Here is a 26,221-nt window from a genome sequence, read left to right as displayed (position 1 = left end):
GGCGTAGACCGGCGATCATCGGCGAAGGTAGCTTTGGGGCAGCCGGGCTCACCGCTCCAGTTGACCCCTCGGGTGATACCCGCGTAAGTTGCGGCGACTGCCGCGTGCGGGCGGTGAGTTGGACCGTGGTCGGGGGACGGGTCCCCGGCGTGGGTTGGTTGATGGATGCGCGTGGCGCAGGCGGTACCCGCGGCAGCGGGGCGTCCGCGGGCGGCACGCCGATGGTAGGAGGCCGAGCCGATCGATGCCGAGCGTCTACTGCACGCAGTGCGGTCACGCCAACCCGGATGATGCCCGCTTCTGCTCGAACTGCGGCACTCCGCTGACCCGGAGCGCGCCGTCGCCGCTGCCTCCCCGGGAGTCGCCGGGCGAGTCGACCTCGACGATCTCCATCGGCGGGTTCGAGGCCCTCGACACCGACCAGGGCGAGGAGCCGGTCGGCCCCGAGCAGATGACCGTGGAGGCGCTGCCCCCGGGGACGGCCCTGCTCGTGGTCAAGCGCGGCCCGAACGCCGGCAGCCGCTTCCTGCTCGACAAGGACCAGACGTCCGCCGGCCGCCACCCCGAGAGCGACATCTTCCTGGACGACGTCACCGTGTCCCGGCGGCACGCCGAGTTCGCCCGCCAGGGCGGCGTTTTCTCCGTCCGCGACGTGGGCAGCCTCAACGGCACCTACGTCAACCGCCAGCGGATCGACCAGGCCGGCCTGACGGGCGGCGACGAGGTGCAGATCGGCAAGTTCCGGCTGGTCTTCCTGACGAACCCGCAGCACGGCTGACCGGGACCCGGAGCGGAGCACCAGCGGAGTGGACGTCGCCGGTCAGCACACCCGCCACGGGCCGTCCCGCCGAGCGGCCCGGCCGGTGCCGGGCGCCCGCGGGCCCGCCGGAGCCGCCCGCGCGGGCCTCCGGCGGCGAGGGGAGGGGCGGCCGTGAACCCGCGCCCGGCCCGGTCCCTGATGACGATCGGGGACGTCCTCGGCCTGCTCAGGCCCGACTTCCCCGACATCACGATCTCCAAGATCAGGTTCCTGGAGTCCGAGGGGCTGATCGAGCCGCAGCGCAGCCCGTCCGGCTACCGGAAGTTCGCCGAAGCCGACGTGGAGCGGCTCCGGTTCGTGCTCACCGCGCAGCGCGACCACTACCTGCCGCTGCGGGTGATCAGGCAGCACCTTGAGGCCCGCGACCGAGGCGAGGCCGTCCCGCCGCTCGGCGCCCGCCGCGCCGCCCCCGAGAACGGGCGGCGCCGCCCCAGGACCCTCGTGGCGGCCGACACGACGGCGGAGGAGCCCGCCGTCCGGCTCACCCGCCGCCAGCTCCTGGACGGCGCGGGCATCGACGAGGAGCTGCTCGCCCGGCTGGAGGAGTACGGCCTGGTCCGCCGCGCCGGCGCCCACTACCACGGCGAGGACCTCGCCATCGCGCGCACGGCCGCCGCGCTCGGCGAGTTCGGCTTCGAGGTCCGGCACCTGCGCGCCGTCAAGGCCGCCGCCGACCGGCAGGTCGCGCTGATCGAGCAGATGGTCGCGCCCCAGCTGCGCCGCCGCGGCCCGGACGCGCACGAGCGGGCCGCCGAGACCGCGCGCGAGATAGCCGCGCTGTCGGTGCGGCTGCACGCCGCGCTCGTCGCGGGCGGACTCCGTGAGAGCCTCGATCCCTGATCACAGGGGTATGGCGGATTTTGCCTCCCCTGCGGCGCGACGGACGGTCCGACACGGGGTGTACTTTGGCTACAGGGTTCGGTCAGGAATCGGTCCGGTGCATGTGGTGATCGACACAGCGAGAACCATCAGGGAGCCGCAGTGAAGCAGATGGAGGTCGTCGGCGTCCGGGTCGAGATGCCCTCCAATCAGCCGATCGTCCTGTTGAAGGAGACGGAGGGCGAGCGCTACCTGCCCATCTGGATCGGGGCGGTCGAGGCGACCGCGATCGCCTTCGCCCAGCAGGGGGTGCTGCCCGCCCGCCCGCTCACCCACGACCTGTTCCGGGACGTCCTGGACGCCCTCAGCGTGCAGCTGAGCGCCGTGAACATCACCGCCCTGCGCGAGGGGATCTTCTTCGCCGACCTCGTCTTCTCCAACGGCGTGGAGGTGAGCGCCCGCCCGTCGGACTCGATCGCGCTGGCGCTGCGCACCGGCGCCACGATCTTCGCCAGCGAGGACGTGCTGGAGGAGGCCGGCGTCGCCATCCCCGACGAGCAGGAGGACGAGGTCGAGAAGTTCCGCGAGTTCCTCGACACGATCTCCCCCGAGGACTTCGGCCGCGCGGGCTGACCCTCCCGCCGACCTCCCGGCTCCCTGCCTGCTCGCACGCCCCGCCGGACACGAAAGCGAACCCCGTGTGATTACTCCGTGTGACCAGGTGTAATGTAGGGGTTCCGTGGGATATGTCACTCTGGGGTGCAAGGTCATGCCACGCCGCGATTGGTCTTGCATTGCCCTGGACCTGGCCGTTTCCGATGGGCGACGATCGGGGTAGGAGTGCGGTGACGGCGAAGGTGCGCAGTTTGCCCACGTGAAGCCGGTTCATCCGGGCATGCGACGCGCCGACGGTGAACGTTGACCACGCCCTGACCGGCACCTACCGTGCTGGTGGAACACCCGTGGTGTAATTCGTCAAACCCCCTTGACGAAGCGCCACGGGCTGATAGAAGCCGGAGGTCCGCGTGGCGGTGAGCAGCGGCGAGGGCAAGGCGACCCCCGACAGGCACATGGCGTCCCGGCGTGCCGGAGAGCAGGGCCTGCTCTTCGAGACCCAGGTGACGGCGCCGCCGGAGGATGTCGGCTACCGCGGCCCGACCGCGTGCGCCGCGGCGGGGATCACCTACCGGCAGCTCGACTACTGGGCGCGCACACGGCTCGTGGACCCGAGCGTCCGCGCCGCCCACGGCTCGGGCAGCCAGCGGCTCTACAGCTTCCGCGACATCCTCGTGCTGAAGGTCGTCAAGCGGCTCCTGGACACGGGCGTCTCCCTCCAGCAGATACGCACGGCGGTCACCCACCTGCGCGACCGCGGCGTCCAGGACCTCGCCCAGATCACGCTGATGAGCGACGGCGTCAGCGTCTACGAGTGCACCTCCGCCGACGAGGTCGTCGATCTGCTCCAGGGCGGCCAGGGCGTCTTCGGGATCGCGCTCGGCCGCGTCTGGCAGGAGGTCGAGGGCAGCCTCGCCGAACTCCCCGGCGAACGCGCCGCCACCGACGACGACCCCTCCGAGCACCCCCACGACGAACTGGCCAACCGCCGCCGGGCCCGCCGCACCGGCTGACCCCGCCCCCGCGTCCACGGCCCTCCCGCGCACCCCACCCCGAACGCCCCACCCGCACGCCACTAAGCGCCCACCCGCTGCCCCGGCCCCGAGCGGCCCACCCCCGCAGCGCACGCCGCCACCTCCATCACGCCGCGTCCTCGCCTCGCGGGCTGCTCCCCGCGGCCCTCAGATCGCCTGTTTGCGCTGGAGGTAGGCGAAGGCCGCCCAGCCCGGCAGGACCGGCAGCCACAGCGTCAGGAGGCGGTACAGCAGCACCGCCGACGTCGCGGTCTCCGCGGCCAGGCCCGAGATCGTCAGCGCCAGCGTCAGCGCGCCCTCGACCGCGCCCAGGCCGCCCGGGGTCGGTGCCGCCGAGCCCAGCGCGTTCGCCGTCAGGAACACCACGACCACCGACGTCCAGTGCAGCGACCCGCCGAACGCGCGGATCGAGGCGTCCAGGCACAGCACGAACGCGACCGTGAGCAGCAGCGTCCCGCCCATGCCCGTGGCGAGCTTGCGCGGCGATTGCAGGACGTCCACCAGGCGCGGCACCACGCCCGAGAACATGCTCCGCATCCGCGAGGACACCACCCGGCGCACCTTCGGGACGGTCAGCATCAGCCCCGCCACCAGCGCCAGCACGAACACGGCGATCACGACCGTGCGGGACGGCGCCAGGTCCTGAGTCGCCTTGTTCGTGGAGCCGGTGAGGAACCCGAACAGGATCAGCAGCAGGATGTGCGTGACCATCCCGACCAGCTGGGACGCGCCGACGCTCGCCACCGCGGGCCCCGGCCGCACGCCCGAGCGCTGGAGGTAGCGGGTGTTGATCGCCACGCCGCCGACCGCCGCGGGCGCCACCAGCTTCACGAACGACGCCGCGACCTGCACGAGCACCGTCCGGCCGAGGGACAGCCGCTCCGGGACGAAGCCCATCAGCATGAACGCGGCGGCGAGGTAGGTGAGCGCGGCCGCGCCGAGCGCCGCCGCCACCCACCACCAGGTCGCCGTCGACACCAGATGCCCGATGTCCAGGCTGGCGACCTGCGGGATCACGATGTAGGCGGCGAACGACAGCGCCACGATGCTGAAGATCGTGCGGGGCTGGAAGCGCTCCAGCCGGACGGGCGCCGCCTCCGTCTCCGGCTTCAGCCGGACGATCTGCTCCCTGATCCGGGTCAGCAGGTCCCGGTCCTGACGCAGCGCCGCCCGGGTCGTCCGCGACAGCGCCACCCGCTGCAACAGCGGGACGGCGGCCGCCAGGGCCTCCTCGCCGAGCACCGCCGCCGCCGCCGCGACGGCGCGCTCCGGCCCCGCCCGCAGCGCCAGCGTCGTCAGCAGCTGGGCGAGGTCCAGGCGCAGCGCGAGGTCGCCGGCCGCGACCTCCCCCGACCGCAGGTCGGTGACGTAGGCGCGGCCGTCGTCGCCGACCAGGAAGGCGCCGCCCTCCAGCCGCCGGTGCGCGAGCCGCCCCGCCTGCAACCGCCGGAACTGGCGCCACACGTCCGTCAGCAGCTCGTCGGTGACCTCCTCGCCCGGGACGTCGCCGAGCCGCCGCCCCGGCACGTGCTCGTAGGCGAGCAGCGCCGCCTCCGTGCCGACCTCCGAGGTGCCCACCAGCCGCGGCGTCCGGGCGCCCGCCGCGTCCACGGCGTAGGCCATCAGCGACTCCTGCTCCAGCGACCGGCGCAGCGACCGCAGCGCCCGGCCCGTCGTCGCGCCGCGCAGCCGCAGCAGCCGCCACACCCGGTACAGGACCCCGGCGGTCTGCTGGTCGCGGTCCAGCACCCGCACTTCCAGGTTCCACTCGCCGCGCCGCGCGGGGACGCGGGCGGCGTCCTCGTCCTCGTCCGGCGCCAGCGCGACCCCGTACCGGCGGGTCTCCCCGGTCCCGTCGTCCGCCGCGTCGTCGAGGTGCGCGGCGCGCTCGGGGCGGAACCCGAGCCGCTCCAGCGCCGCGACCACCGCCGTCCCGGGCGGGCGGGGGTTGGGCGTCCCGACCGCGTAGAGGGTGCCGTGCCCGATCGCCCGCCCCAGCAGGTACGTCGCCGCCAGCGCCGCCACGGAGGCGTAGGACGCGGTGAGCCCGGTCAGCGCGGCCAAGCCGATCATCGTCCAGGTCGCGGCCTGCCAGCGGGCCCGGCCCGCCATCCCCACCGCGCTCACGAACGCGATCACCGGCGCGATGTCGGTGTGCACCGGCGCGGTCCCGGTGCCGCCCCAGATCAGCGAGTCCAGCACGCCGCCGGGCGCCGAGGGCACCACGAGGTCGTCCAGCCCGATCGTGAGCAGGAACGCGATCACGGCCGCCAGCAGCGCGATCGCGACGCGCGTCCCGTCCTTGCGGACCACCCGCTCGACCGCGAACGCCACCGGGACGGCCAGCACCCCGAAGCTGGAGGCCAGCGTCGCCAGCGACAGCAGCAGCCGGGGCGCGTGCGCGGTGCCCTCGGCGATGTCGGTCTGCAACCCGTGCGTCGTCTGCTGCGCGAAGGACACCAGCAGCATGACCGCCGCGAGCAGCACGCACGAGGCCGCGAACCGGATCGCGTCGGCCGGGCGGCGGACCCGGTGGGGACGCGGCGGATCGTCCACGGGCACGGCCGTGCCGCGCCTCGGGGCCGCCGTGTCCGGTCCCGGAGGCGCCGTCTCGGCGCGGGCCGGGGGCACGCCGGGCGGCCGCGCCGCCCCGTGCCCGCGTGTCACACCGTGCCGCCGTGTCACACCGTGCCGCCGCACTGGCCATCCGTCATCGTGATCAGCGTCCCAGAACCGGCGGCGCCCCGTCGAACGGAGGCCGCCGGAAGGAGGCCGCGTGCGCGTCCACCCGTGACCGCCGCCCTTCCGCGTGCCGTCCGTCCCGTCCCGGTCGGAGTTCCGCCTGCTCTTGCGGCCCGCGCGGGCCGCTCTCATCGTACTGGGGGGTATGCCCGCCGCCGCCCAGGTCACCGGGGTCTCCCGGAGAGGATCACGAGGCCGGCCCAAGCCCCGCTCGACGATCGACGGGTAGGGTTTGCCCAGACATGCCGTCGACCCTGGGCGGGAGAGTCCTCGCGCAAGCCGGTGCGGGGCGCCGAAGGGGCAACCTCCCCGGAACCTCTCAGGCAAAAGGACCGCCTGGGCGAGGCACCTCTGGAAAGCAGGCGTCGATCTCCCCTCCGGGGGAAGGACGGCTCACCGAAGGGGAAATCCCGCCTCGCGGGGGAAGCTCTCAGGTGCCGATGACAGAGGGGGAGACCGGCCGCCGGCCCGTGCCGGCGGTGGCCCTGAGCGACCGCAGCAGCCAGGAGGCTCTCCCCATGACAGCCCAGTACTTCGCCCCGGTGGCCTCGCCGCAGCATCCCCGGACCTCGTTCGCCGACCGGCACGTCGGCCCGTCCCCCGACGAGCAGGCCCGGATGCTGGCCGTGATCGGCTACTCCGGCGCCGAGGCGCTCGTCGACGACGCGGTCCCGGCCGCGATCCGCACCACCCGTCCCCTGGACCTCCCGCCCGCGCTGAGCGAGCCCGCCGCGCTGGCCCGGCTGCGGGAGCTGGCCTCCCGCAACACCGTCCTCACGTCCATGATCGGGCTCGGCTACCACGGGACGGTCACCCCGGGCGTGATCCTGCGGAACGTCATGGAGAACCCGGGCTGGTACACCGCCTACACCCCGTACCAGCCGGAGATCTCCCAGGGCCGGCTGGAGGCCCTCCTCAACTTCCAGACGGTCGTCAGCGACCTGACCGGGCTGCCCGTGGCCAACGCCTCCATGCTGGACGAGGGCACCGCCGCCGCCGAGGCCATGGCGCTCGCGCACCGGGTGTCGCGCCGCAAGGAGCCGGGAACGTTCCTCGTGGACGCCGACGTGCTCCCGCAGACGATCGAGATCGTCCGCACCCGCGCGGTCCCGCTCGGTATCGAGGTGGTGACCGCCGACCTGTCCGGCGGGCTGCCCGAGGGCGACTTCTTCGGCGTGCTGCTCCAGTACCCGGGCGCGTCCGGCGCCGTCCGCGACCTGGAGCCGGTCGCCGCGCAGGCCCGCGAGCGGGGCGCCAAGGTCGTCGTCGCCGCCGACCTGCTGGCGCTGACGCTGCTGCGCCCGCCCGGCGAGTCCGGCGCCGACATCGCGGTCGGCTCCGCGCAGCGGTTCGGCGTCCCCTACGGGTTCGGCGGGCCGCACGCCGGCTACATGGCCGTCGCCGAGGGCATCCAGCGGCAGCTCCCCGGACGGCTCGTCGGCGTGTCCGTCGACGCCGCCGGCGCCCCCGCCTACCGCCTCGCGCTCCAGACCCGCGAGCAGCACATCCGCCGCGAGAAGGCCACCAGCAACATCTGCACCGCGCAGGTGCTCCTCGCCGTCATGGCGGGCATGTACGCGGTCTACCACGGGCCCGAGGGCCTCGCCGCGATCGCCCAGCGCGCCCACCGGCGCGCCGCCGAGATCGCCGCCGGGCTGCGCGGCGGCGGCGTCGAGGTCGTGCACGGCGCGTTCTTCGACACCGTCCTCGCCCGCGTCCCCGGACGCGCCGCCGAGGTCGTCGCCGCCGCCCGCGAGCGCGGGATCAACCTGCGCCCGTCCGGAACCGACCACGTCGCGGTCGCCTGCGACGAGACGACGCTGCCCGAGCACGTCACCGCCGTCCTGGAGGCGTTCGGCGTCCCGGCCGGGGCCGAGGCCGGCGGCGACGCGATCCCGGACGCGCTGCGCCGCGAGAGCCCCTACCTCACCCACCCGGTGTTCCACGCGCACCACTCCGAGACCGCCATGCTGCGCTACCTGCGCCGGCTCCAGGACAAGGACATCGCGCTCGACCGCTCGATGATCCCGCTCGGCTCCTGCACGATGAAGCTGAACGCCACGACCGAGATGGAGCCGGTCACCTGGCCGGAGTTCGCGAACATCCACCCGTTCGCGCCCGTCGAGCAGGCGCGCGGCTACCTGGAGCTGATCGGCGAACTGGAGGGCTTCCTCGCCGAGATCACCGGCTACGCGCGGGTGTCGCTCCAGCCGAACGCCGGGTCCCAGGGCGAGCTGGCCGGGCTCCTCGCCATCCGCGGCTACCACGTCGCGCGCGGCGAGGCGCACCGCGACGTCTGCCTCATCCCGTCCTCGGCGCACGGCACGAACGCCGCGAGCGCCGTCATGGCCGGGATGCGCGTCGTCGTCGTGAAGTGCGACGAGGGCGGCAACATCGACCTGGACGACCTGCGCGCACGGATCGCCCAGCACGGCGACCGGCTCTCGGCGATCATGGTGACCTACCCGTCCACGCACGGCGTGTTCGAGGAGACGATCACCGACGTCTGCGCGGCCGTGCACGAGGCCGGCGGGCAGGTCTACGTCGACGGCGCCAACCTCAACGCGCTCGTCGGCCTCGCCCGTCCCGGCGAGTTCGGTTCGGACGTCTCGCACCTCAACCTGCACAAGACGTTCTGCATCCCGCACGGCGGCGGCGGGCCCGGCGTCGGGCCGATCGGCGTCCGCGAGCACCTCGCCCCGTTCCTGCCCAACCACCCGCTCCGCGAGGAGGCGGGCCCGGGCACGGGCGTCGGCCCGATCTCCGCGGCGCCGTGGGGCTCGGCGGGCATCCTGCCGATCTCCTGGGCCTATATCGCGATGATGGGCCCGGACGGCCTGCGCGCCGCCACCGAGGGCGCCATCATCGGCGCCAACTACGTCGCCGCGCGCCTCGCCCCGCACTACCCGATCCTCTACACCGGCCGCAACGGCCTGGTCGCCCACGAGTGCATCGCGGACCTCCGCAAGATCACCAAGGAGACCGGGATCACCGCCGAGGACGTCGCCAAGCGGCTCATCGACTACGGCCTGCACGCCCCGACGCTCTCCTTCCCCGTCGCGGGCACGCTGATGATCGAGCCGACCGAGTCCGAGGACCTCGCCGAGCTCGACCGGTTCTGCGACGCGATGATCGAGATCCGGCGGGAGATCCAGCGGGTCGCCGAGGGCGGCTACGACCGCGAGGACAACCCCCTCAAGAACGCCCCGCACACGGCCGACCACCTGGTCACCGACGACTGGAAGCACGCCTACAGCCGGGAGGAGGCCGCCTACCCGCTGCCCTCCCTGCGCGAGGCGAAGTACTGGCCGCCCGTCCGCCGCATCGACCAGGCGTACGGCGACCGCAACCTCGTGTGCTCCTGCCCGCCGCCGGAGGCGTTCGAGGACTGATCCCGCCGGGGGCCCGGGCGTCGACCGGCCCGGGCCCCGGGCCCCCGGAACCGCGGCCGGGTCCGGACGCGCGAGGGAGTGCCCGCGAGGGAGTGTCGGGGCGGGACGCGGGCGGAGCGGGATCGCTAGGCTGGGCGGGTCCCCGAACCCCCAGAGGGCAGAAGAGCGATGACCGAGCCCGCGGACCCGGCGTCCGCAACCGACGATCCGGCCAGGTTGTGCGAGGAGGCCCGGACGCTCGCCGAGGGCGGCTCCGCGGACCGGGCCGCCCTGCTGTTCGAGCGGGTGCTCGCGCTGGGCGACACCCCCTACCGGGCGCGGGCGGCGCTCGGCCTCGCGGTCGTCCTGGACGACGCGGGCGAGGTGGCCCGCGCGCGCGACGCCGACCGGGCCGCGATCGCCACCGGCGACCCCGAGTACGGGCCGCGCGCCGCCTACCACCTGGCCCTCACCCACGAGCGGGCCGGGGAGCCCGGCGGCGCTGCTCCGGCGTGGCAGGCCGTCGTCGACTTCGGCAACCCCGCCTACCTGCCCCCGGCGCATCTCGCGCTCGCCAGGATCGCCGACGACGAGGGCGACGCCGAGGCCGCGCGCGGGCACTGGGAGGCGGTCGTCGCGACCGGCGACCCCGAGTACGCGCCGCCCGCCGCGCACGACCTCGCGCAGCGCCTGCTGGAACGCGGCGAGCCCGCCGCGGCGCAGCGCGTCCTGACCGCCGGGCTCAGGCTGATCGACCGCGCCGGCGCCCCCTACGCCTACGCTCGGCTCGCGACGCTGCTCGGCATCGCCTACCTCGACCAGGCCATCGCCGCGTTCGCCGCGTCCCTCGGCGACCCGTCCGCGCCCGCCGACCCCGAGGTCGGCCCGCTGGCGACCGAGCTGCTCGCGCGCACCCTGCCGCTGCGGGGACGCGGCGCCGAGGCCGGCGAGGTGTGGCGGCGCGGCCTGTCCGACCCGGGCGTCGCCGGGCAGGTGCGGGCCCGGCTCCGCCGCGACTTCGGCGCCGACGAGGAGGACGCCGACCCCGCCGACCTGTGGTGGGAGCCGGTCGTCGAGCAGTCGGTCACCGACGGGACGCTGCCCGCGCTCGCCGGCGAGGCGTTCGGCGCCCTCGACCACATGTACGCGCTGCTCGCCGTCCGGTACGCCGACGACCCGCGGGAGCGGCGCCCCGGCGAGACCCACGAGGTGCTGGGCCGGGCCGTCGACGTGCCCAGCGACTACCCGTGGGGCCCGCTGCTCCACGAGAGCTTCGCCGAGCGCCTCCGCCTCGCCATGGGCGCCCCCGAGGGGTAGACGTCCCCCCGCCCGAAAGGCCGGGGAGGGCGGGGGTTACGGTGACCCCAATGGACATCGTGACCCCGCACGGCCCGGCCGAAGTGCGGCTGGACGGGCCGGCCCGCCCCGCTTTCCTGCTCGCGTTGACCCACGGGTCGAACGGGGGAGTGGACGCGGTCGACCTGGCGGCCGTCCGCGACGTGGCGCTCGGGCTGGGCGGCGCCGTCGCGGGGGTGACGCAGCCGTTCCGGCTCGCAGGTCGCCGGGCCCCCGGCCCGCCCGCCAAGCAGGACGAGGCGTGGCTGGAGGTCGTCCGGCGGCTGCGCGAGCGGTTCGGCGACGTCCCGTATGTGCAAGGCGGACGGAGCAACGGCGCCCGGGTCGCGTGCCGGACGGCGCGGGACGCCCGCGCCGCGGGCGTGGTCGCGCTGGCGTTCCCGCTGCATCCGCCGGGCAAGCCCGAGAAGACGCGCGTGGACGAACTCCGGGGCGCGGGCGTGCCGGTGCTGGTCGTCAACGGCGACCGCGACCCCTTCGGCGTCCCGGACGCGGCGGACGCCGCTGATGTGGTGGTGCTGGCGGGGGAGCGGCACGACCTGAACCGGGACCCGGCGTCCGTCGCCGGGGCGGTGGAGCCATGGCTTCGCCGCTGGGCGGCGCGTCCTGCGACGATGGCAGGGACGGCCGGGAGTTAGGCGCTCTGGGCCCGGTGCGGGCCCAGAGGCCTTGGGCAGGTGTGCGTGCCCCCGCGGATGATCACCCGTTCGAACTAGTCCCCCGTGGAGACTGGTCAGGCGGCGGACGGAGCCTGAAGGTCCGTCGGCCGGTGCGGTGCGATGATCCCCCCGTCGGGCAGCAGCTCACCGGTGTCCTCGAAGAGCACGACGCCGTTGCACAGCAGGCTCCATCCCTGCTCGGGATGGGCGGCCAGCGTTCGCGCGGCGTCGCGGTCGGGCGCTTCGTGGGAGGGACAGGGCGGCTGGTGCGGGCACATCGGCGTGCCTCCGGTCTCAACTACTCGTCGGTTGTGGTGCTTTTCCTTATTGACGCACCCCAGTGTGGAACGGTTCGTCCCCACCGGCCATAGCCCGTTGGGACGATTGTCCTTTGGTACCGAGGTACCGGAGGGATGTGACCCGACTCACCCCGAGGTGCCAGGCATAGCGTCCCCCGGGCTCGATAACGGATGAAGAACGACACGCCGTCGGATAGGCAAACGTTCCCAAGCGGTGCTTTCCCCGTGGCGGACGGCCCCGGGTGCGATCGTTTCCACCGGACGCAGCCTCCGGGACCCCTACGATGGCCCACGGGGGCAGGGGTTTCCGCACGGCGACTGGGGGTGGCCGGGATGCGCGTCGCGCTTTTCGTCGCGTGCTTCGACGACGCGATGTTCCCCGCGACGGGCAGGGCGGTGACGTCCCTGCTGGAACGGCTCGGGCACGAGGTCGCCTACCCGCCCGCACAGACTTGTTGTGGCCAGGTGCACTGGACGACCGGCTACCACCGCGAGGCCGCCGCGCTCGCGCGCGGGTTCACCGGCGCGTTCGAGGGCCGCGAGGTGGTGGTGACGGCGTCCGCGTCGTGCGCCGCCGCCGTCCGCGACGCCTACCCGCGGATCGCGCGGACGGCCCGCGACCCCGGCCTGGCCCGTGACGCCGAGGGCCTCGCCGTCTACGAGCTGACCGAGTTCCTGGTGGACGTGCTGGGCGTCACCGACGTCGGCGCCTACTTCCCGCACCGCGTCACCTACCACCCGACCTGCCAGTCCCTGCGGACGCTCGGCGTCGCCGACCGCCCGCTGCGGCTGCTGCGCGCGGTGAAGGGCCTGGAGCTGGTCGAGCTGCCGGCGGCGGAGGAGTGCTGCGGGTTCGGCGGCGCGTTCGCGATGAAGAACTCCGACGTGTCGGTGGCGATGGTCGCCGACAAGGTGCGGCACGTCCGTGACACCGGGGCGGACGTGGTGTGCGCGGCCGACAACTCCTGCCTCGCGCACATCGGGGGCGCGCTGTCGCGGCTGCGCGGCGGCGTCAGGGTCATGCACCTCGCCGAGATCCTGGCCGAGACGGGGCCGGCGTGACGGCCTCCTCCCCGGGGCCGGCGCCCTCCTCCGGGACGACCGGTGACGCGCGTCCCGGCGCGCGCCCGCCGGGGCGCGAGCCCGTCCCGCTGCCGATGCCGAAGTTCGCCGCCGCCGCCCGCGCCGCGCTCGCCGATACCCGGCTGCGCCGCAACCTGCGCGGCGCGACCGCGTCGCTGCGCGAGCGGACGGGCGCCTCGCCCGAGCCCGCCGACTGGGAGGAGCTGCGCGAGGCGGGCCGCGCGATCAGGGACGACGCGCTGCTGAACCTCGACGCGCACCTGGAGGAGCTGGAGCGCGCCGTCACCGAGGCGGGCGGCACCGTCCACTGGGCGGCGGACGCGGCGGAGGCCCGCCGGATCGTGCTCGCGCTGGTGCGGGCGGCGGGCGCGACCGAGGTCGTGAAGGCCCGCTCGCTGGTCGCCCGCGAGATCGGCCTGGACGACGGGCTCGCGCGGGCGGGGATCACCGCGCGCGAGACGGCGCTCGCCGACCTCGTCGTCCAGCTCGGCGGGGACGAGCCGTCCCACCTGCTGTCCCCGGCCGCGCACCGCGACGGCGCGCAGGTCCGCGAGCTGTTCCTGCGGGAGCTGCCGGGCGCCCCGCCGGACCTGCCGGACGAGCCCGCCGCGCTCGTCGCCGCCGCCCGTGCGCACCTGCGCGAGGAGTTCCTCACCGCCCGGGTCGCGATCACCGGCGCGAACTTCCTGGTCGCCGAGACGGGCACGGCGGTGCTGCTGGAGTCGGAGGGCAACGGCCGGATGTGCCTCACGCTCCCCGACACGCTGATCACGCTCGCCGGGATCGAGAAGGTCGTCCCGGCCTGGGGCGACCTGGAGGTCCTCCTCCAGCTGCTCCCGCGCTCGGCGGCGGGGGAGGCGATGACCCCGTACGTCTCGTCCTGGACGGGGGTGACGCCCGGTGACGGGCCGCGCGCGTTCCACCTCGTCCTGCTCGACAACGGGCGGACGAAGGCGCTGGCCGACGAGGTCGGGCGGGCGGCGCTGCGCTGCGTCCGCTGCTCGGCCTGCCTCAACGTCTGCCCGGTCTACGAGCGCACCGGCGGCCACGCCTACGGGCCGGTCTACCCGGGCCCGATCGGCGCGATCCTCACCCCGCAGCTGCGCGGGGTGGAGAGCGCCGCCGCCGCGTCGCTGCCGTACGCGTCCACGCTCTGCGGCGCGTGCGCGGACGTGTGCCCGGTGAAGATCGACATCCCGGACGTGCTGGTGCATCTGCGCGGGAAGGTGGTGGAGTCGCGGCGCCGCCGTCCCGTCCCGACGCCGGAGCTGCTGATGATGCGCGGCCTGGCGTGGACGATGGGCGACGCGCGGCGCTACGAGGCGGCGCTGCGGCGCGGCACCCGGTGGGCGCGGCTGCTGTCGCGCGGCGGGCGGATCCGGCGGCTGCCGGGGCTGCTCGGCAAGTGGACCGAGGCCCGCGACCTGCCCGCGCCGCCGGCGGAGAGCTTCCGCGCCTGGTGGCGGCGGAGGGCGCCGTGAACGGGGAGTGAGACCTGTGCCGGAGGGGGGGTCGTGACGGGGGAGGCGGGTCGATGAGCGGGGAGACGGGGGCCGGGTCGCGCGCGGAGATCCTGCGGCGCGTCCGGGAGGCGCTCGGCGGGGCGCGGGGCACCCGCCCGCCGGTGCCGCGCGGGTACGCCCGGCGGCTGCCCGAGGCGGAGGCGGAGACCAGGGCGGACGTCCTCGCGCTGTTCACCGAGCGGGTCGCCGACCGGCGGGCGGCGGTGCGGCACGTCAGCGCGGACGAGCTGGCGACGGCGGTGGCCGCCGCGCTGTGGGGCCGGGAGGCCGCGCAGATCGCCGTCCCGGCCGACCTGCCCTACGGCTGGCTGGCCGACCTGGACGGCGTGCGCGCGCTGGCCGACTCCCCGGCGCTCGACACCGAGACGCTCGCGGCGTGCGACGGCGTCGTCACCGGCTGCGCGGCGGCGGTCGCGCGGACCGGCACGGTCGTGCTGGACGGCGGCCGCGCCCAGGGCCGGCGCGCGCTCACCCTCGTCCCCGGGTACCACCTGTGCGTGGTCCACGCCGACCAGATCGTGGGAACGATCCCAGAGGTACTTGAGCGGCTCGACCCGTCCCGCCCGCTGACGTGGATCAGCGGGACGTCCACGACCCACGACATCGGGATGACGCGGGTGGAGGGCGTGCACGGACCGCGCCACCTGGAGATCCTCGTCGTCGAGGACTGAGTTCATGAAGTCCCGGCCCACGGCCGCTCGCCTGGCGGCCCACGGCCGTGACCGCGCCTTGGCGGGCGCGGAATCGCTTCGCGTGACGGCTGAGGTCGCTGGGGACATCCCCTGGTTCAGCCGGCGCCGGTGAGGAGTAGGTCGAGGCCGGCGTCGAAGCGGGCGTTCCAGTCGACCGCGCGGTCGGCGCCGTCCTCGGCGGTGCCGCGCACCTCCAGGGCGGCGTGGCCGATCACGTAGCCGAGCAGGGCGTGCGCGGCGACGGCCGCCGCGTCCTCGGGGACGGCGCCGCGCCGCATCACCTCCCGCAGCGACACGACGGTCTCGGTCAGCGCGGCGGGGTTGCGGCGGGTGACGACGAGGGGGAGGACGCCCGCGTGCGCGAGCAGCCGGGTCCGGTAGTCGCGGGCCCAGCCGCGCAGGTCGTCCCGCCAGGCGCCGCTGGCCTCGCCCGGCGCGGCGGGGGCGGCGGCCACGTGCGCGACGAGGCCGTCCAGGAGCTGCTCCTTGCCCCGGGGGAGGTGGTGGTAGATCGCCATCGCCTCGACCTCCAGCGCGTCGCCGAGGCGGCGCATGGTGAGCCGGGAGAGGCCCTGGCCGTCGACGATGCGCAGCGCGGCGTCGATGATCCGCTCGGTGGACAGCGGGGCGCGGTTCTGTGCGTTGATGCTCGGTTGCCGGACCATGACCCTGGACCTTACTACGTAAAGGGCGTCGCCCGGGTGTGCCCCGGCACAACACGCCGGGGAGCCCGCGTACGCTTGCCTGGATCGGACGAGTAGATCGCGAGCTTGAAGGAGAACCACCATGCCGCTGGGCCGCCGGGTGAGCAAGGACGTCGCGGAGCCGTACGAGGCCGACCAGCGGCTGGCCGCCGACTACCGGGCGCGGCTCGCGGCGGCGACGGAGGCGGAGCGGGCGCTGCGGGAGGCGCAGGGCGCGAACGCGGCCGCGCCCGAGGTGCGGGAGCTGGTGGTCGCCTTCGACAAGGCGCTGACCGCCGCGCTCGCCGCCGCCGAGGCCGCCGAGCGCGTCGCGATGGGCCCGAAGGTGTACTCGACGCCCGCGCAGGACGCGACGACCCGCCGGGCGGCCGAGATCGCCTACCGCAAGGCGAAGGCGCGGCCGGCCGTCCGGCCGTGGACCGACGAGGTCGACCGGCTGCGCACCGCGCGCGAGGCGCACCGGCTGAGCTTCCGGACGCGGCCGGCGGCCGTGTGAGCGGGCCCGCCGCGCCGCGCGCGGCGGGCGTCACCCGCCCGGCGGGGATCCGGGCGGGATGTCCCCGGACGTGGGACGACACAGCATCACCGGGTGGCACCGGCCACCGAACTCTGAGAGTCTGCCCTCTCGGGGAACGCCGGGGCGGTCCGCATCGAGGCGTCGCGGGGACGGCGGCGGGGTGCGGGGGAGGCCGCGGCGCGGAGGGCACCGGGGAGGGCACGCGCACGGTGCTCTGGACGCGGGGGGAAGTCACGTGGAGCGCACGCCGCCGGACCGGCACCGCGTACTGGAGTCCTACCAGGACGGGGTGCGCGCGATCCTCGCGCTGGCGGACGGGGTCGTCGACTGGGACGTGCCGACGCCGTGCGCCGACTGGCGGCTGATCGACCTCGCCGGGCACCTGCGGTGCGTGGCGGAGAACTTCCTGGAGTACCTCCAGGACGCTCCCGACAGCCGGCTCGCGAAGCTGTTCGCGCAGGAGGCGGCGTCCGCAGTGCTGATCCGCCAGCAGGCGCGGCAGAACGCGGCGGAGCTGGCCGTGCTCCCGGCCGAGCCGGGGCCGGAGCGGATCATGGCGTTCGGGGTGTCGGCGGGCGCCTACGCCGACCTGACGCCCGACACCTGGGACCGGACGCACCTGATCTACCGGGGCACCAAGTACACGGTCGGCGACCACGCGGGCGCGGCGTGCGTGGAGTGGCACCTGCACGCGTGGGACATGGCGCGCGCGTCCGGCACCGACTACCGTCCGCGCGATCCCGACCTGCTGGTGTCGGCGTGGCACTGGGGCGTGCCGCACCTGCCGCTGGCGGCGGGGGACCCGTGGGAGTCGGTGCTGTGCTCGTCGGGGCGCTCGCCGCGGTGGCCGGAGCCCGCCGACCGGCCGGGCGTCCCCGGCGGGGCCGCGCGCCGGCGGGGCGGGCGGACGGTGCGCCAGGCGCCCGCCGTCCGCGGCCGCGGGTAGCCGCCGGGCCCGGGGTAGCCGTCGGTCCCCGAGTAGCGGCGCTGTGACCTGGGTAGACAGTCACCGCGACGTGGCGGGGGAGAGGAGACGAGGCGCGATGGCGGTCTGCGAGGTCTGCGGGAACGACTACGCGTTGTCGTTCGAGGTGCACGCGCAGGGCAGCGTCCACACCTTCGACTCGTTCGAGTGCGCGATCACCAGAATGGCGCCGATCTGCGAGCACTGCGGGTGCCGCGTGCTCGGCCACGGGGTGGATGTGGGCCGGCACTGGTTCTGCTCGGCCCACTGCGCCCGCGTCGCCGAGCCCGAGCGGGCCCGGGGCATGCACGACGCGGCGCCCGTCTGAGCCGGGCGCCGGTCGGGCCGGCCGGCCCCGAGGGGGTCAGGTCGCGGTGCCGAACTGCTGCTCGCGGCCGTCCTCCAGGTAGACGGCGCGGCCTTCGGCCAGGGCCCGCAGGCTGGGGTCCATCCGGCGGGCGACGTGCGGGGGCGCCAGCTCGGGGATCTTCTCCGGCGCGGCCAGGACGTGGTCGGACAGCTCGTCGGGGGGCAGCCGGATCGCCGCGACCTCTTCGCCGGTGACGGTGCCGGCGAAGACGAAGACGTTGACGGAGTCGATGCCGTCGCGGGGGGAGCCCCAGTCGACGCAGACGAGCCCGTCCAGGCGGGGGACGAAGCCGAGTTCCTCCTCGCACTCGCGGACGCAGGCCGACAGCGGGGACTCGTCGGCCTCGATGACCCCGCCGGGCAGGAACCAGCCCTCCTTGTAGGTGGGCTTGACCAGCAGGACGCGCCCCAGGTCGTCCAGGAGCAGGGCCGCCGCTGCGCCGCGGGAGCGCGGCAGGGAGGCGTAGTAAGCAAGGTCGGGCATGTACCGAGGTTAGGGGCGGCGGGAACCGGCCGATCCCGGGCGTGCGGGGGCGGGGCCGCATCCGTCCGCGAGATCGCCGGGGCGCCGCGAATCCGTTCGGGGTCCGCGCGGGCGGCGCGCGAAAGGGCCATGACAGCGGTCGACAACGCTTGACACGAGATCGTCAAGGCACCGCCGGGCGGGTCGGCGGTTCCGTTCGCGTGGGCTGTGAGCTGGTGGAACGCGGCCGGATCCGGCCGCCCGCCCGGGCGGGTGCGTCACGGCCTCGGGTGGGGTTCGCGCGGCGGCGGTGGCGCGGCTTCCGCGGCGCCGTCGCGTCCGGGCGCGCCCGCCGCGGACGGGTCGCCGAAGCGGGTGTCGTGGTGGGCGAGGACGCGCACCATCAGCTCCTTGAAACGCTCCAGTTCCGCGCCCGTGAGCGGGGCGAAAAGGTGGTCGTTGAGGCGGGAGCGCCGCTCGTGGCTGGCGCCGAGGAACAGCCGTCCGTCCTCGGTGACGTCGAGGGCGTAGCGGCGGCGGTCGCCGGGGTCGCGGCGCCGCTCCACGTACCCGGCGGCCTCGAGCGCGTCGACGAGGCCGACCATGTCGCCGGCGTCGATCCGCAGGCGTTCGCTGGCCTCGCGCTGGGACAGCGGCCCGTGGCGCGCCACGCAGTCCAGCACCATCAGGTGCGGCAGCCGGACGCGGTCGCCGGGGAACATCTCGGCGCCGGTCCGCCGGACGAGCCTGACGAGTTCGTACAGCAGGTAGGACGGCGATTCGCGCAGCGGGTCGGGCTGATCCTGCACGGTACTCCCTTGGTAACTCTAATTTCTCTTGACCTGAGAGATAGGGCCATCCTACCGTTGGTATATCCAAAGTCGAATACCGCCGGGGAGGGCTCATGCCGGACGGGGGAGACGCCGTCGAGGTCGACGGCCTGACGAAGAGGTTCGGCGAGGTGGAGGCCGTGCGGGGGATCGAGTTCTCCGTCCGGCCGGGGGAGGTGTTCGGCTTCCTCGGCCCGAACGGCGCGGGCAAATCCACCACGATCAACATGCTCTGCACGCTGCTGCGCCCCTCGGGCGGCACCGCGCGGGTCGCCGGGCACGACGTGGTGGCCGACCGCGACACCGTCCGCCGCAACATCGGGCTCGTCTTCCAGGACACGACGCTCGACGGCTACCTGTCCGGCGAGCAGAACCTGCGCTTCCACGCCGAGCTGTACGGGGTGCCGAGGTCGGTCACGGCCGACCGGATCGGGCAGGTCCTGGAGATGGTCGGGCTGTGGGACCGCCGCCGCGACCGGGTGCAGACATACTCCGGCGGCATGAAGCGGCGGCTGGAGATCGCGCGGGGCCTGCTGCACTCGCCGCGCGTGCTGTTCCTGGACGAGCCGACCGTCGGCCTCGACCCGCAGACCCGCGCGTCGATCTGGGAGTACATCCGGCAGCTCAGGGAGGCCGAGGAGATCACGATCTTTATGACCACCCACTACATGGACGAGGCCGAGTACTGCGACCGGATCGCGATCATGGACTCCGGGCGGATCGTCGCGCTGGACACCCCCGAGGCGCTCAAGGCCGGTGTCGGCGAGGACCGGGTGCGCATCCAGACCGCCGACGACAGGGCCGCGATCGCGGAGATCGGCGACCGGTTCGGGCTGGAGGCGGTGATGTCGGAGGGCGCGGTCACGTTCCGGGTCGTCTCCGGGGAGGCGTTCGTGCCGCGGCTGTTCGCGGAGCTGGAGGTCGCGATCAGGTCGGTCAGCGTCGCCCGCCCGTCCCTGGACGACGTGTTCATGAGCTTCACCGGCACGACGATCCGCGACGCCGAGGCCGGGGCCGGCGACCACATGCGCGTGATGATGCGCGCGATGAGGAGATGAGGATGGCGACGACGAGAACGGGCGCCCCCGCGCCCGCGTCCGGGGTCGTGCGGGTCACGGTGCCCGAGCGCAGCCTCCGGCACGACCTGCGGGCGGTGCGGATCGTGCTGCACCGGGAGCTGATCCGGTTCTGGCGCGACAAGGTGCGGCTGGTGAGCGGGCTGGTCCAGCCGGTGCTGTGGCTGCTGGTCATGGGGACCGGGCTGGCGAACCTGACGGCCGCGGGCAGCGGGTCGTCCGGCGGCATCGACCTGAAGACGTTCATCTTCCCCGGCGTGTGCGCGATGTCGGTGATGTTCACGGCGATGTTCTCCGCCGGGTCGATCGTGTGGGACCGCGAGTTCGGGTTCCTGCGCGAGATGCTCGTCGCGCCCGTCAGCCGGAGCGCGATCGTGGTCGGCAAGTGCGTCGGCGGCGCGTTCGTCGCGACCGTGCAGGGCACGGTGATCGTGCTGCTGGCGGGCCTGGCCGGCGTCCCCTACGACCCGGCGCTGCTCCTGGAGCTGGTCGGGCTGATGTTCCTCGGCGCGTTCGCGCTGACGGCGTTCGGGGTCATGATGGCGGCGCGCATCAGGACCATGCAGTCGTTCTTCGGCCTCATGCAGATGGTGCTGATGCCGATGATGTTCCTCTCGGGCGCGCTGTACCCGCTGAACGGGCTGCCGGCCTGGCTGAGCGTCCTCACCCGCTTCAACCCGCTCACCTACGCGGTCGACCCGCTCCGCCAGGCGGTCTTCCGGCACCTGGACGCCTCGCCCGCGCTGGAGCGCACCTTCAACCCCGGCGTGACGTGGAACGGCTGGGTGGTGCCGGTCTGGCTGGAGGTCGTCATCGTCGTGCTGATGGGCCTGGGCCTGATGGGGGTGGCGATCCTGGAGTTCCGGCGCGCGGATTGACGCTCCATTACCCTGAGCATGACTCGGAGTTGATCACATGCGAAGGGTGATGAATTGGACATTTATTGGAACAGGACCGTTCGGCGCGGTGTGGCGACGGCGGCCGCGCTCCTGGCGGTGGCGGCGGCCGCCACGGTCCTGGACGGGCGGGCATCGGTGGCCGCCCCCGCCCCGTCTAGCGCGTCCGCTGCGTCCGCGGCGGCCCGGCCGGGCGGGGTGCGGATCACGCGGTTCCTCGGGGAGCAGCGCCTTCCGCACATGGTGAAGTTCGAGGGCACGACCGTCGGGGGCCTGTCGGGCTTCGACCGCGACCCGCGCACCGGGAACTGGTACTTCATCTCCGACGACCGGTGGCGCTACGACCCGGCCCGGTTCTACACCGGACGCCTGGAGATCGACCCCGCCACCGGCGCCTTCACCGGCGCGCGGCTGACCGGGGTGACCACGCTGCGGCGGCCCGACGGCACGCCGTACCCCGGCTACGGCAAGCCCGATTCGGCGGACCCCGAGACGATCCGCCTCGACCCCCGGACCGGGCGGCTGCTGTGGGGCCACGAGGGTGACCGCCCGGACGCGGCCAACCCGGACATCCCCATCTCCGACCTGGCCGTCCGCTGGACGGGCAGGGACGGCCGGCACCTGGGGGAACTGCCGGTCCCCGGCAACCTCAAGCTGACCGGCACGAACCGGGGGCCGCGCCGCAACTTCGGGTTCGAGGGTCTGACGTTCACCCCGCACGGCGTCGCCGCGATGGTGGAGGGCCCCCGCTATGAGGACGGGGAGCCGCCGACCGTCGGGCACGGCGCCGTGACCCGGCTCACCGTGTGGGACCGCCGGGGCCGGGTGCGGGCGCAGTACGCCTACCCCGTCGACCGCCTCCCGGCCGCGCCCGTCCCGCCGGACGGCGCCGCCGACAGCGGCGTTTCGGAGATCCTCGCGGTCGACGAGCACCGGTACCTGGCGCTGGAGCGCTCGTGGATCCAGGGCGTGGACTACAAGGTCAAGCTGTACGAGTTCGACGTGCGGGGCGCGACGAACGTGCTGTCGCGGAAGGCGCTCCCCGGCGCCCGCTACCGTCCGGTGGCCAAGCGCCTGGTGGCCGACCTCGGCCGGTACGGCTCGCCGACGCAGAACCTGGAGGCGCTGGCGTGGGGGCCGCGGCTGTCGTCGGGGGAGTGCACGCTGGTCGTGGGGTCCGACGACAACTTCGACGACCGGGAGTTCACCCAGTTCCTGGCCTTCTCCGCCCGGGGCTGCTGACCTCCGGGTGAGGCGCCGGGCCCATGAACGGCGTGGGGCCCGCCGGAGTGCTCCGGCGGGCCCCTTTCGCGTATGCGTCAGGCTCTCGCGTGAGGTTCGCGCGTGCGGGTCAGACCGCGAAGTCCAGCAGCGGGCGGGCGTTGCTCGGGTGCCGCAGCTTGGACAGCGACTCCTTCTCCAGCTGGCGGATCCGCTCGCGGGTCAGCCCGAGGGCCTTGCCGATCTCGTCGAGGGTCCGGGGCGTCCCGTCGTAGAGCCCGAACCGCATCGCCATGATCTTGGCCTCGCGCGGCGACAGGATGTCCAGCGTGCGGCGCAGCTGGTCGGCCATGAGCTGGCGGTCGACGAGCTCGGCGGCCTCGGGGCTGTCGGTGTCCTCGATGAGGTCGCCGATGCGGGTCTCGCCGTCCTCGCCGATCGTGGAGTCCAGGCTGATCGGCTGGCGGCTGGTGCGCAGCAGCTCGCGGATCTGCTCGGGGCTTTTGTCCAGCTCGACGGCCAGCTCCTCGGGCGTGGGCTCGCGGCCGAGGCGCTGGTGCATGTCGCGCTCGACGCGGCTGAGCTTGCTCAGCATCTCCAGCACGTGGACGGGCAGCCGGATCGTGCGGGCCGAGTCGGCGAAACCGCGCTGGATCGCCTGCCGGATCCACCACATCGCGTAGGTGGAGAACTTGTAGCCCTTGGAGTAGTCGAACTTCTCCACGGCGCGGATCAGCCCGAGGTTGCCCTCCTGGACGACGTCCAGCAGCGACAGGCCGCGGTCGGAGTACTTCTTGGCGACCGACACCACGAGGCGGAGGTTGGCCTCCAGCATGTGGGCCTTGGCGCGGCGCCCGTCGGCGGCGACCCACTCCAGGTCGGCGCGGGCGCGCGGGCTCAGCTCCTCGGTCTCCAGCTTGTGCTCGGCGTACAGCCCGGCCTCGATGCGCTTGGCGAGGTCGACCTCCTGCTCGGCGGTGAGCAGCTGCCGCCGCCCGATCGCCTTCAGGTAGGTGTGGACGGAGTCGCCCATGGTGGTGGACTGGTCGTCCAGGTCGACGGGGGTGTCGGCGGCCTCGACCTCGGTGACCTCGAACTCCTCCTCGTCGGCGGAGTCGGCGGGAACCGCGGCCTTGGCGCTCTTACCGGCGGCCCCGCCCGCGGGCCCGGCCGCCTTCCCGGCGGCCTTGGGGGCGCTCTTGGCGGTGGCCTTCCTGGCGGGACGCTTCTTCGCGGTCGGCGCGGCCTCGCCGTGGTCGGCGGTGCCGTTCGCCGTGCCGTTGGCGGTGTTGGCGGTGGCGGTCGCGCGGCGCGCGGCGTCGCCCTCGCCGGCGAGGCTGATGCCGGACTCCGAGAGCTCGCGCAGGATCGAGCGGCCCTGGGCCGGGCTGATGCCGGCGGCCTCGAAGGCCCCCCTGACCTCGTCGAGCGAGAGGCGCCCTTGGGCGCGGCCACGCTTCAGGAGCTCGTCGAGTGCGGGGCTCGCCGGCTCCGTGAGCGGGGTCTCTGCGGCGGTTCGCGGCATGGGGACGCCCCCCTCCCTTCGATGGTGTGGGTGCGGCGCGGATTCTGTGTCGCTGCCTGCGCTCGCACTTATCGGAACGTCGCGCGGAGGGGTTCTTGTTCCCGGCGCGCGGGATCGGCCGTCCGGCCGGAGGACCGAGGAGGAACGGTCCAGGCGTTCGTGGTGCCCGGATCGGGGCGTCTCACACGTCCGTCCGGGTCCGATGTTATTTTACTATGTAAAGGCGCCGGGCTGGATTCGCGTGACGCGAATCACTCGGATTCCAGCTGTTCCGGCGGCAACGTCCGACCATAACGCGCGATGACGCGTTCGCGCAGCTCAGGGTCGTCGCGGGGGACGGGTTCGAGAAAGACCTCGTCGATCTCGTCGTGGGCCTCGCGCAGCTCGCGAGCCATCCGGACGCAGGCGCGCTCGACGTCCCCGGCGGTGAGCGCGTCGCGGAAGTCCAGGCGGGCGCAGACGAGGACGCGGTCGGCGCCGACGGTCATCGTGACGAGGTCCACGACCCACTCGACCTCGGGCGCGGCGGCCAGCCGGGCGCGGACGTCGGCGACGACGCGCGGGTCGGCCTGGCTGCCGATGAGCAGGTTGAGGTTGATCCGGCCGAGGACCAGCGCGACGGCGGAGAGCAGGACGCCGATGAGGACGGAGCCGATGCCGTCCCAGACGGCCGAGCCGGTGAGCTGGTGCAGCCCGAGGCCGGCGAAGGCCAGCAGGAGGCCGATGAGGGCGGCCGAGTCCTCCAGCAGGACGCTGATCGCGGTGGGCTCGTCCGTCCGGCGGATGTAGGCGGTGAGGGGGAGGCGCTCGGTGCGGGCGGCGGCGCGGACCTGCCGCAGCGCCTGCCGCCAGGAGATCGCCTCCAGGACGAAGGAGACGGCGAGGACGCAGTAGCCGACGAGCGGGTCGGCCTCGTTCCCGTGGTGCCGGGCGAGGGTCTGGAATCCCTGGTAGAAGGCGAACAGGGCGCCCATTCCGAAGATGGCCACGGCGACGAGCAGGGTCCAGATGTAGCGTTCCTTGCCGTAGCCGAGGGGGTGGCGGCGGTCGGCGGGCCGGTCGCTGCGCCGCAGCCCGACCACCAGCAGGACCTCGTTGAAGGTGTCGGCGATGGAGTGGGCGGCCTCGGCGGCCATCGACGCCGATCCGGTGACCAGCGCGGCGACGATCTTGGCGATGGCGATGCCGAGGTTGGCGGCGAGCGCGAGCAGGACGGTGAGGAGGCTCTCACCCTCCGTCCCGCCGGTGTGGTCCCCGGGCCGCTCCGCGCGCTGTTCCGCCATGGTGATCGTCTTCCCCCGGCGGCCGTCGCGTCATGCGCTCCGGGAGGGCGGGTTGGCGGCCTGCGGCGCTAGGGGCGTGTGGCGGAGGCGCGGAGGCGGGCGCGGTCGGGTTTGCCGGAGGGCAGCAGCGGGATCGCCTCGACGAGTTCCAGTTCGTGCGGGGCGGCGTGGGCGGGCAGCGTCTCGCGGACGAGGGCGCGCAGTTCGGGCAGGGCGGGGGCGGGGTGCGCGCCGGGCGTGGGGACGACGACGGCGGTGACGCGCTCGCCCCAGTCGGGGTCGGGGCGTCCGACGACGACGACGTCGTGGACGGCGGGATGGCGGGACAGGGCGGTGGCGACCTCTCCGGCGACGACCTTCTCGCCGCCGGTGTTGATCACGTCGTCGACGCGGCCGAGGACGCGGAGCCGTCCGTCCTCGACGGCGCCGAGGTCCTGGGTGCGGAACCAGTCGCCGTCCATGGCCTCGGCGGTGGCGTCGGGGCGGAGCCGGTAGCGGGCGAACAGGGAGGGGCCGGCGAGGCGGATCCGTCCGTCCGGGTCGAGGGCGGCGCGCATCCCGTCGAGGGGGAGGCCGTCGTAGACGCAGCCGCCGCAGGTCTCGCTCATGCCGTAGCTGGGGTGAACGCGTCCGCCGCGGGCGCGGGCCTCGGCGAGCAGGCCGGGGCTGGCGGCGGCGCCACCGAGGACGACGGCGCCGAGGGCGGCGAGGTCGGCGCCGGCGTCCAGGAGGCGGCGGAGCTGGGTGGGGACGAGCGCGATGTGGAGGTCGCGGGCGGCGGTGGCGGTCTGGGCGGCGACGGCGTGGGCGTCGAAGCGGGGGTGCAGGACGGGGTCGGTGCCCGCGACGAGGGAGCGGACGAGGACCTGGACGCCGGAGATGTGGCTGGTGGGGACGCAGCAGAGCCACCGGTCGCCGGGGGCGGCACCGATGCGGGCGAGGGTGCCGGCGGCGGAGTGGCGCAGGGCGGCGGCGGTGAGCTCGACGAACTTGGGCGTGCCGGTGGAGCCGGAGGTGGCGATGAGGACGGCGGTGGCGTCGTCGACGGGGACCGCGCCGGCGCGGGGGGTGAGGCCGTCCTCGGTCTGGACGGCGTGCGGGGCGAGGGCGTCCAGGAGGGCCTGGAGGGCGGGGGCGGGCAGGCCGGGGGAGATCGGGCAGATCGCGGGGCCGGTGCCGTCGAGCGCGGCGGCCAGCGCCCGGAGCAGGGCGGGGCCGGGCGGCAGGAGGACGGCGTGCAGGCGGCGTTGCATGATCCCGCCAGCGTAGACGACTACGCTGAACGCGTTCAAATCATGGGGCGGCGTGCGCCGGGTGCGCCGGGGGCGCGCGTCGGGCCGCGTCGGCGGGGCGGTTGAAT

Annotated in this window: 24 protein-coding genes and 1 riboswitch; of the genes, 16 read left to right on the top strand and 8 right to left on the bottom strand. The window is 74.5% G+C overall.

Features of this window, described 5'->3' with window-relative positions; genetic code table 11:
* Window positions 1-244: 244 nt before the first annotated feature.
* The 4 genes from K2F47_RS32595 (at window position 245) to K2F47_RS32580 (ending at window position 3,267) form a co-directional block, all read left to right on the top strand.
* Window positions 245-778: a double zinc ribbon and FHA domain-containing protein gene (locus K2F47_RS32595; RefSeq protein ID WP_242909876.1), complete on the top strand. Its 534-nt coding sequence runs from the start codon at window positions 245-247 to the stop codon at window positions 776-778.
* A 153-nt stretch (window positions 779-931) separates the two neighbouring features.
* Window positions 932-1,660, top strand: a complete 729-nt coding sequence (gene ftsR, locus K2F47_RS32590) for a transcriptional regulator FtsR (RefSeq protein WP_242909875.1) — start codon at window positions 932-934, stop codon at window positions 1,658-1,660.
* 141 nt (window positions 1,661-1,801) lie between these two features.
* Window positions 1,802-2,272 (top strand): bifunctional nuclease family protein, encoded by a 471-nt coding sequence (locus K2F47_RS32585; RefSeq protein ID WP_242909874.1) that lies wholly within the window; start codon window positions 1,802-1,804, stop codon window positions 2,270-2,272.
* Between the two features lie 392 nt (window positions 2,273-2,664).
* Complete coding sequence (locus tag K2F47_RS32580) at window positions 2,665-3,267, top strand: MerR family transcriptional regulator (RefSeq protein WP_214619527.1); 603 nt, start codon at window positions 2,665-2,667, stop codon at window positions 3,265-3,267.
* A 168-nt stretch (window positions 3,268-3,435) separates the two neighbouring features.
* Here the strand turns inward: K2F47_RS32580 and K2F47_RS32575 are convergent, their stop codons facing one another.
* Window positions 3,436-5,955: a lysylphosphatidylglycerol synthase transmembrane domain-containing protein gene (locus K2F47_RS32575; RefSeq protein WP_308198503.1), complete on the bottom strand. Its 2,520-nt coding sequence runs from the start codon at window positions 5,953-5,955 to the stop codon at window positions 3,436-3,438.
* Between the two features lie 324 nt (window positions 5,956-6,279).
* Window positions 6,280-6,375: riboswitch (glycine riboswitch) on the top strand.
* Between the two features lie 173 nt (window positions 6,376-6,548).
* On the opposite strand from K2F47_RS32575, the gene gcvP reads away from it, so the two are divergent.
* The 3 genes from gcvP to K2F47_RS32560 all read left to right on the top strand — a co-directional run bounded on the left by gcvP (window position 6,549) and on the right by K2F47_RS32560 (window position 11,395).
* Window positions 6,549-9,422, top strand: a complete 2,874-nt coding sequence (gene gcvP / locus K2F47_RS32570) for an aminomethyl-transferring glycine dehydrogenase (RefSeq protein ID WP_242909873.1) — start codon at window positions 6,549-6,551, stop codon at window positions 9,420-9,422.
* A gap of 168 nt (window positions 9,423-9,590) precedes the next feature.
* Window positions 9,591-10,718, top strand: coding sequence for a tetratricopeptide repeat protein (locus tag K2F47_RS32565; RefSeq protein WP_242909872.1), 1,128 nt, complete (start codon window positions 9,591-9,593; stop codon window positions 10,716-10,718).
* A 50-nt stretch (window positions 10,719-10,768) separates the two neighbouring features.
* The gene (locus K2F47_RS32560) at window positions 10,769-11,395 is read left to right on the top strand and encodes an alpha/beta hydrolase family protein (protein WP_242909871.1); all 627 of its coding nucleotides are present in this window, start codon (window positions 10,769-10,771) and stop codon (window positions 11,393-11,395) included.
* Window positions 11,396-11,490: 95 nt separating this feature from the next.
* Here the strand turns inward: K2F47_RS32560 and K2F47_RS32555 are convergent, their stop codons facing one another.
* Complete coding sequence (locus K2F47_RS32555) at window positions 11,491-11,694, bottom strand: DUF5999 family protein (protein ID WP_067468352.1); 204 nt, start codon at window positions 11,692-11,694, stop codon at window positions 11,491-11,493.
* Window positions 11,695-12,048: 354 nt separating this feature from the next.
* Between K2F47_RS32555 and K2F47_RS32550 the strand changes: the two genes are divergently transcribed.
* The 3 genes from K2F47_RS32550 to K2F47_RS32540 all read left to right on the top strand — a co-directional run bounded on the left by K2F47_RS32550 (window position 12,049) and on the right by K2F47_RS32540 (window position 14,992).
* On the top strand, window positions 12,049-12,777 hold the full coding sequence (locus K2F47_RS32550) for a (Fe-S)-binding protein (protein ID WP_242909870.1): 729 nt from the start codon (window positions 12,049-12,051) through the stop codon (window positions 12,775-12,777).
* Between the two features lie 95 nt (window positions 12,778-12,872).
* A complete protein-coding gene (locus K2F47_RS32545) occupies window positions 12,873-14,279 on the top strand; it encodes a lactate utilization protein B (RefSeq protein WP_242910251.1) in 1,407 nt (468 codons plus the stop codon).
* 53 nt (window positions 14,280-14,332) lie between these two features.
* Window positions 14,333-14,992, top strand: coding sequence for a LutC/YkgG family protein (locus K2F47_RS32540; protein WP_242909869.1), 660 nt, complete (start codon window positions 14,333-14,335; stop codon window positions 14,990-14,992).
* A gap of 116 nt (window positions 14,993-15,108) precedes the next feature.
* Here the strand turns inward: K2F47_RS32540 and K2F47_RS32535 are convergent, their stop codons facing one another.
* Window positions 15,109-15,678, bottom strand: coding sequence for a TetR family transcriptional regulator (locus tag K2F47_RS32535; protein WP_242909867.1), 570 nt, complete (start codon window positions 15,676-15,678; stop codon window positions 15,109-15,111).
* Between the two features lie 121 nt (window positions 15,679-15,799).
* On the opposite strand from K2F47_RS32535, the gene K2F47_RS32530 reads away from it, so the two are divergent.
* From K2F47_RS32530 to K2F47_RS32520, 3 genes are all read left to right on the top strand, one after another.
* On the top strand, window positions 15,800-16,213 hold the full coding sequence (locus K2F47_RS32530; protein ID WP_242909865.1) for a plectin: 414 nt from the start codon (window positions 15,800-15,802) through the stop codon (window positions 16,211-16,213).
* A 256-nt stretch (window positions 16,214-16,469) separates the two neighbouring features.
* Window positions 16,470-17,180 (top strand): maleylpyruvate isomerase N-terminal domain-containing protein, encoded by a 711-nt coding sequence (locus K2F47_RS32525; protein WP_242909863.1) that lies wholly within the window; start codon window positions 16,470-16,472, stop codon window positions 17,178-17,180.
* A gap of 97 nt (window positions 17,181-17,277) precedes the next feature.
* On the top strand, window positions 17,278-17,526 hold the full coding sequence (locus tag K2F47_RS32520; protein ID WP_242909861.1) for a metallothionein: 249 nt from the start codon (window positions 17,278-17,280) through the stop codon (window positions 17,524-17,526).
* 36 nt (window positions 17,527-17,562) lie between these two features.
* On the opposite strand, the gene K2F47_RS32515 is transcribed toward K2F47_RS32520, so the two are convergent.
* Entirely contained in the window at window positions 17,563-18,051 is a 489-nt protein-coding gene (locus K2F47_RS32515; RefSeq protein ID WP_242909859.1) for an NUDIX domain-containing protein, read from the bottom strand.
* A 257-nt stretch (window positions 18,052-18,308) separates the two neighbouring features.
* Window positions 18,309-18,839 carry a MarR family winged helix-turn-helix transcriptional regulator gene (locus tag K2F47_RS32510; protein ID WP_242909858.1) on the bottom strand — a complete coding sequence of 177 codons (531 nt, stop codon included), beginning with the start codon at window positions 18,837-18,839 and terminating at the stop codon, window positions 18,309-18,311.
* A 95-nt stretch (window positions 18,840-18,934) separates the two neighbouring features.
* Between K2F47_RS32510 and K2F47_RS32505 the strand changes: the two genes are divergently transcribed.
* From K2F47_RS32505 to K2F47_RS32495, 3 genes are read left to right on the top strand one after another with little or no spacing between them, the layout of a single operon-like run.
* Window positions 18,935-19,918: an ABC transporter ATP-binding protein gene (locus K2F47_RS32505; protein ID WP_242909857.1), complete on the top strand. Its 984-nt coding sequence runs from the start codon at window positions 18,935-18,937 to the stop codon at window positions 19,916-19,918.
* Window positions 19,919-19,920: 2 nt separating this feature from the next.
* Complete coding sequence (locus tag K2F47_RS32500) at window positions 19,921-20,814, top strand: ABC transporter permease (protein ID WP_242909856.1); 894 nt, start codon at window positions 19,921-19,923, stop codon at window positions 20,812-20,814.
* Between the two features lie 54 nt (window positions 20,815-20,868).
* A complete protein-coding gene (locus tag K2F47_RS32495; protein WP_242909855.1) occupies window positions 20,869-22,074 on the top strand; it encodes an esterase-like activity of phytase family protein in 1,206 nt (401 codons plus the stop codon).
* 109 nt (window positions 22,075-22,183) lie between these two features.
* Here the strand turns inward: K2F47_RS32495 and K2F47_RS32490 are convergent, their stop codons facing one another.
* From K2F47_RS32490 to K2F47_RS32480, 3 genes are all read right to left on the bottom strand, one after another.
* On the bottom strand, window positions 22,184-23,578 hold the full coding sequence (locus K2F47_RS32490) for an RNA polymerase sigma factor (RefSeq protein ID WP_242909854.1): 1,395 nt from the start codon (window positions 23,576-23,578) through the stop codon (window positions 22,184-22,186).
* 251 nt (window positions 23,579-23,829) lie between these two features.
* Window positions 23,830-24,861 (bottom strand): cation diffusion facilitator family transporter, encoded by a 1,032-nt coding sequence (locus tag K2F47_RS32485; protein WP_242909853.1) that lies wholly within the window; start codon window positions 24,859-24,861, stop codon window positions 23,830-23,832.
* 68 nt (window positions 24,862-24,929) lie between these two features.
* A complete protein-coding gene (locus K2F47_RS32480; protein ID WP_242909852.1) occupies window positions 24,930-26,114 on the bottom strand; it encodes an AMP-binding protein in 1,185 nt (394 codons plus the stop codon).
* Between the last annotated feature and the right edge of the window lie 107 nt (window positions 26,115-26,221).

Origin of the sequence: Actinomadura terrae, assembly GCF_022751215.1 — a bacterium.
GTDB classification, from domain to species: domain Bacteria; phylum Actinomycetota; class Actinomycetes; order Streptosporangiales; family Streptosporangiaceae; genus Spirillospora; species Spirillospora terrae.
Note: the sequence above shows the minus strand (reverse complement) of the source record. Positions and strands in the feature narration are given on the sequence as shown.

Coding starts and splice junctions, on each gene's coding strand:
- K2F47_RS32535 (WP_242909867.1), bottom strand. CDS start 15,678: ATGGTCCGGCAACCGAGCATCAACGCACAGAACCGCGCCCCGCTGTCC.
- gcvP (WP_242909873.1), top strand. CDS start 6,549: ATGACAGCCCAGTACTTCGCCCCGGTGGCCTCGCCGCAGCATCCCCGG.
- K2F47_RS32530 (WP_242909865.1), top strand. CDS start 15,800: ATGCCGCTGGGCCGCCGGGTGAGCAAGGACGTCGCGGAGCCGTACGAG.
- K2F47_RS32520 (WP_242909861.1), top strand. CDS start 17,278: ATGGCGGTCTGCGAGGTCTGCGGGAACGACTACGCGTTGTCGTTCGAG.
- K2F47_RS32540 (WP_242909869.1), top strand. CDS start 14,333: ATGAGCGGGGAGACGGGGGCCGGGTCGCGCGCGGAGATCCTGCGGCGC.
- K2F47_RS32550 (WP_242909870.1), top strand. CDS start 12,049: ATGCGCGTCGCGCTTTTCGTCGCGTGCTTCGACGACGCGATGTTCCCC.
- K2F47_RS32480 (WP_242909852.1), bottom strand. CDS start 26,114: ATGCAACGCCGCCTGCACGCCGTCCTCCTGCCGCCCGGCCCCGCCCTG.
- K2F47_RS32595 (WP_242909876.1), top strand. CDS start 245: ATGCCGAGCGTCTACTGCACGCAGTGCGGTCACGCCAACCCGGATGAT.
- K2F47_RS32565 (WP_242909872.1), top strand. CDS start 9,591: ATGACCGAGCCCGCGGACCCGGCGTCCGCAACCGACGATCCGGCCAGG.
- K2F47_RS32560 (WP_242909871.1), top strand. CDS start 10,769: ATGGACATCGTGACCCCGCACGGCCCGGCCGAAGTGCGGCTGGACGGG.
- K2F47_RS32485 (WP_242909853.1), bottom strand. CDS start 24,861: ATGGCGGAACAGCGCGCGGAGCGGCCCGGGGACCACACCGGCGGGACG.
- K2F47_RS32505 (WP_242909857.1), top strand. CDS start 18,935: ATGCCGGACGGGGGAGACGCCGTCGAGGTCGACGGCCTGACGAAGAGG.
- K2F47_RS32555 (WP_067468352.1), bottom strand. CDS start 11,694: ATGTGCCCGCACCAGCCGCCCTGTCCCTCCCACGAAGCGCCCGACCGC.
- K2F47_RS32545 (WP_242910251.1), top strand. CDS start 12,873: ATGCCGAAGTTCGCCGCCGCCGCCCGCGCCGCGCTCGCCGATACCCGG.
- K2F47_RS32490 (WP_242909854.1), bottom strand. CDS start 23,578: ATGCCGCGAACCGCCGCAGAGACCCCGCTCACGGAGCCGGCGAGCCCC.
- K2F47_RS32515 (WP_242909859.1), bottom strand. CDS start 18,051: ATGCCCGACCTTGCTTACTACGCCTCCCTGCCGCGCTCCCGCGGCGCA.
- K2F47_RS32500 (WP_242909856.1), top strand. CDS start 19,921: ATGGCGACGACGAGAACGGGCGCCCCCGCGCCCGCGTCCGGGGTCGTG.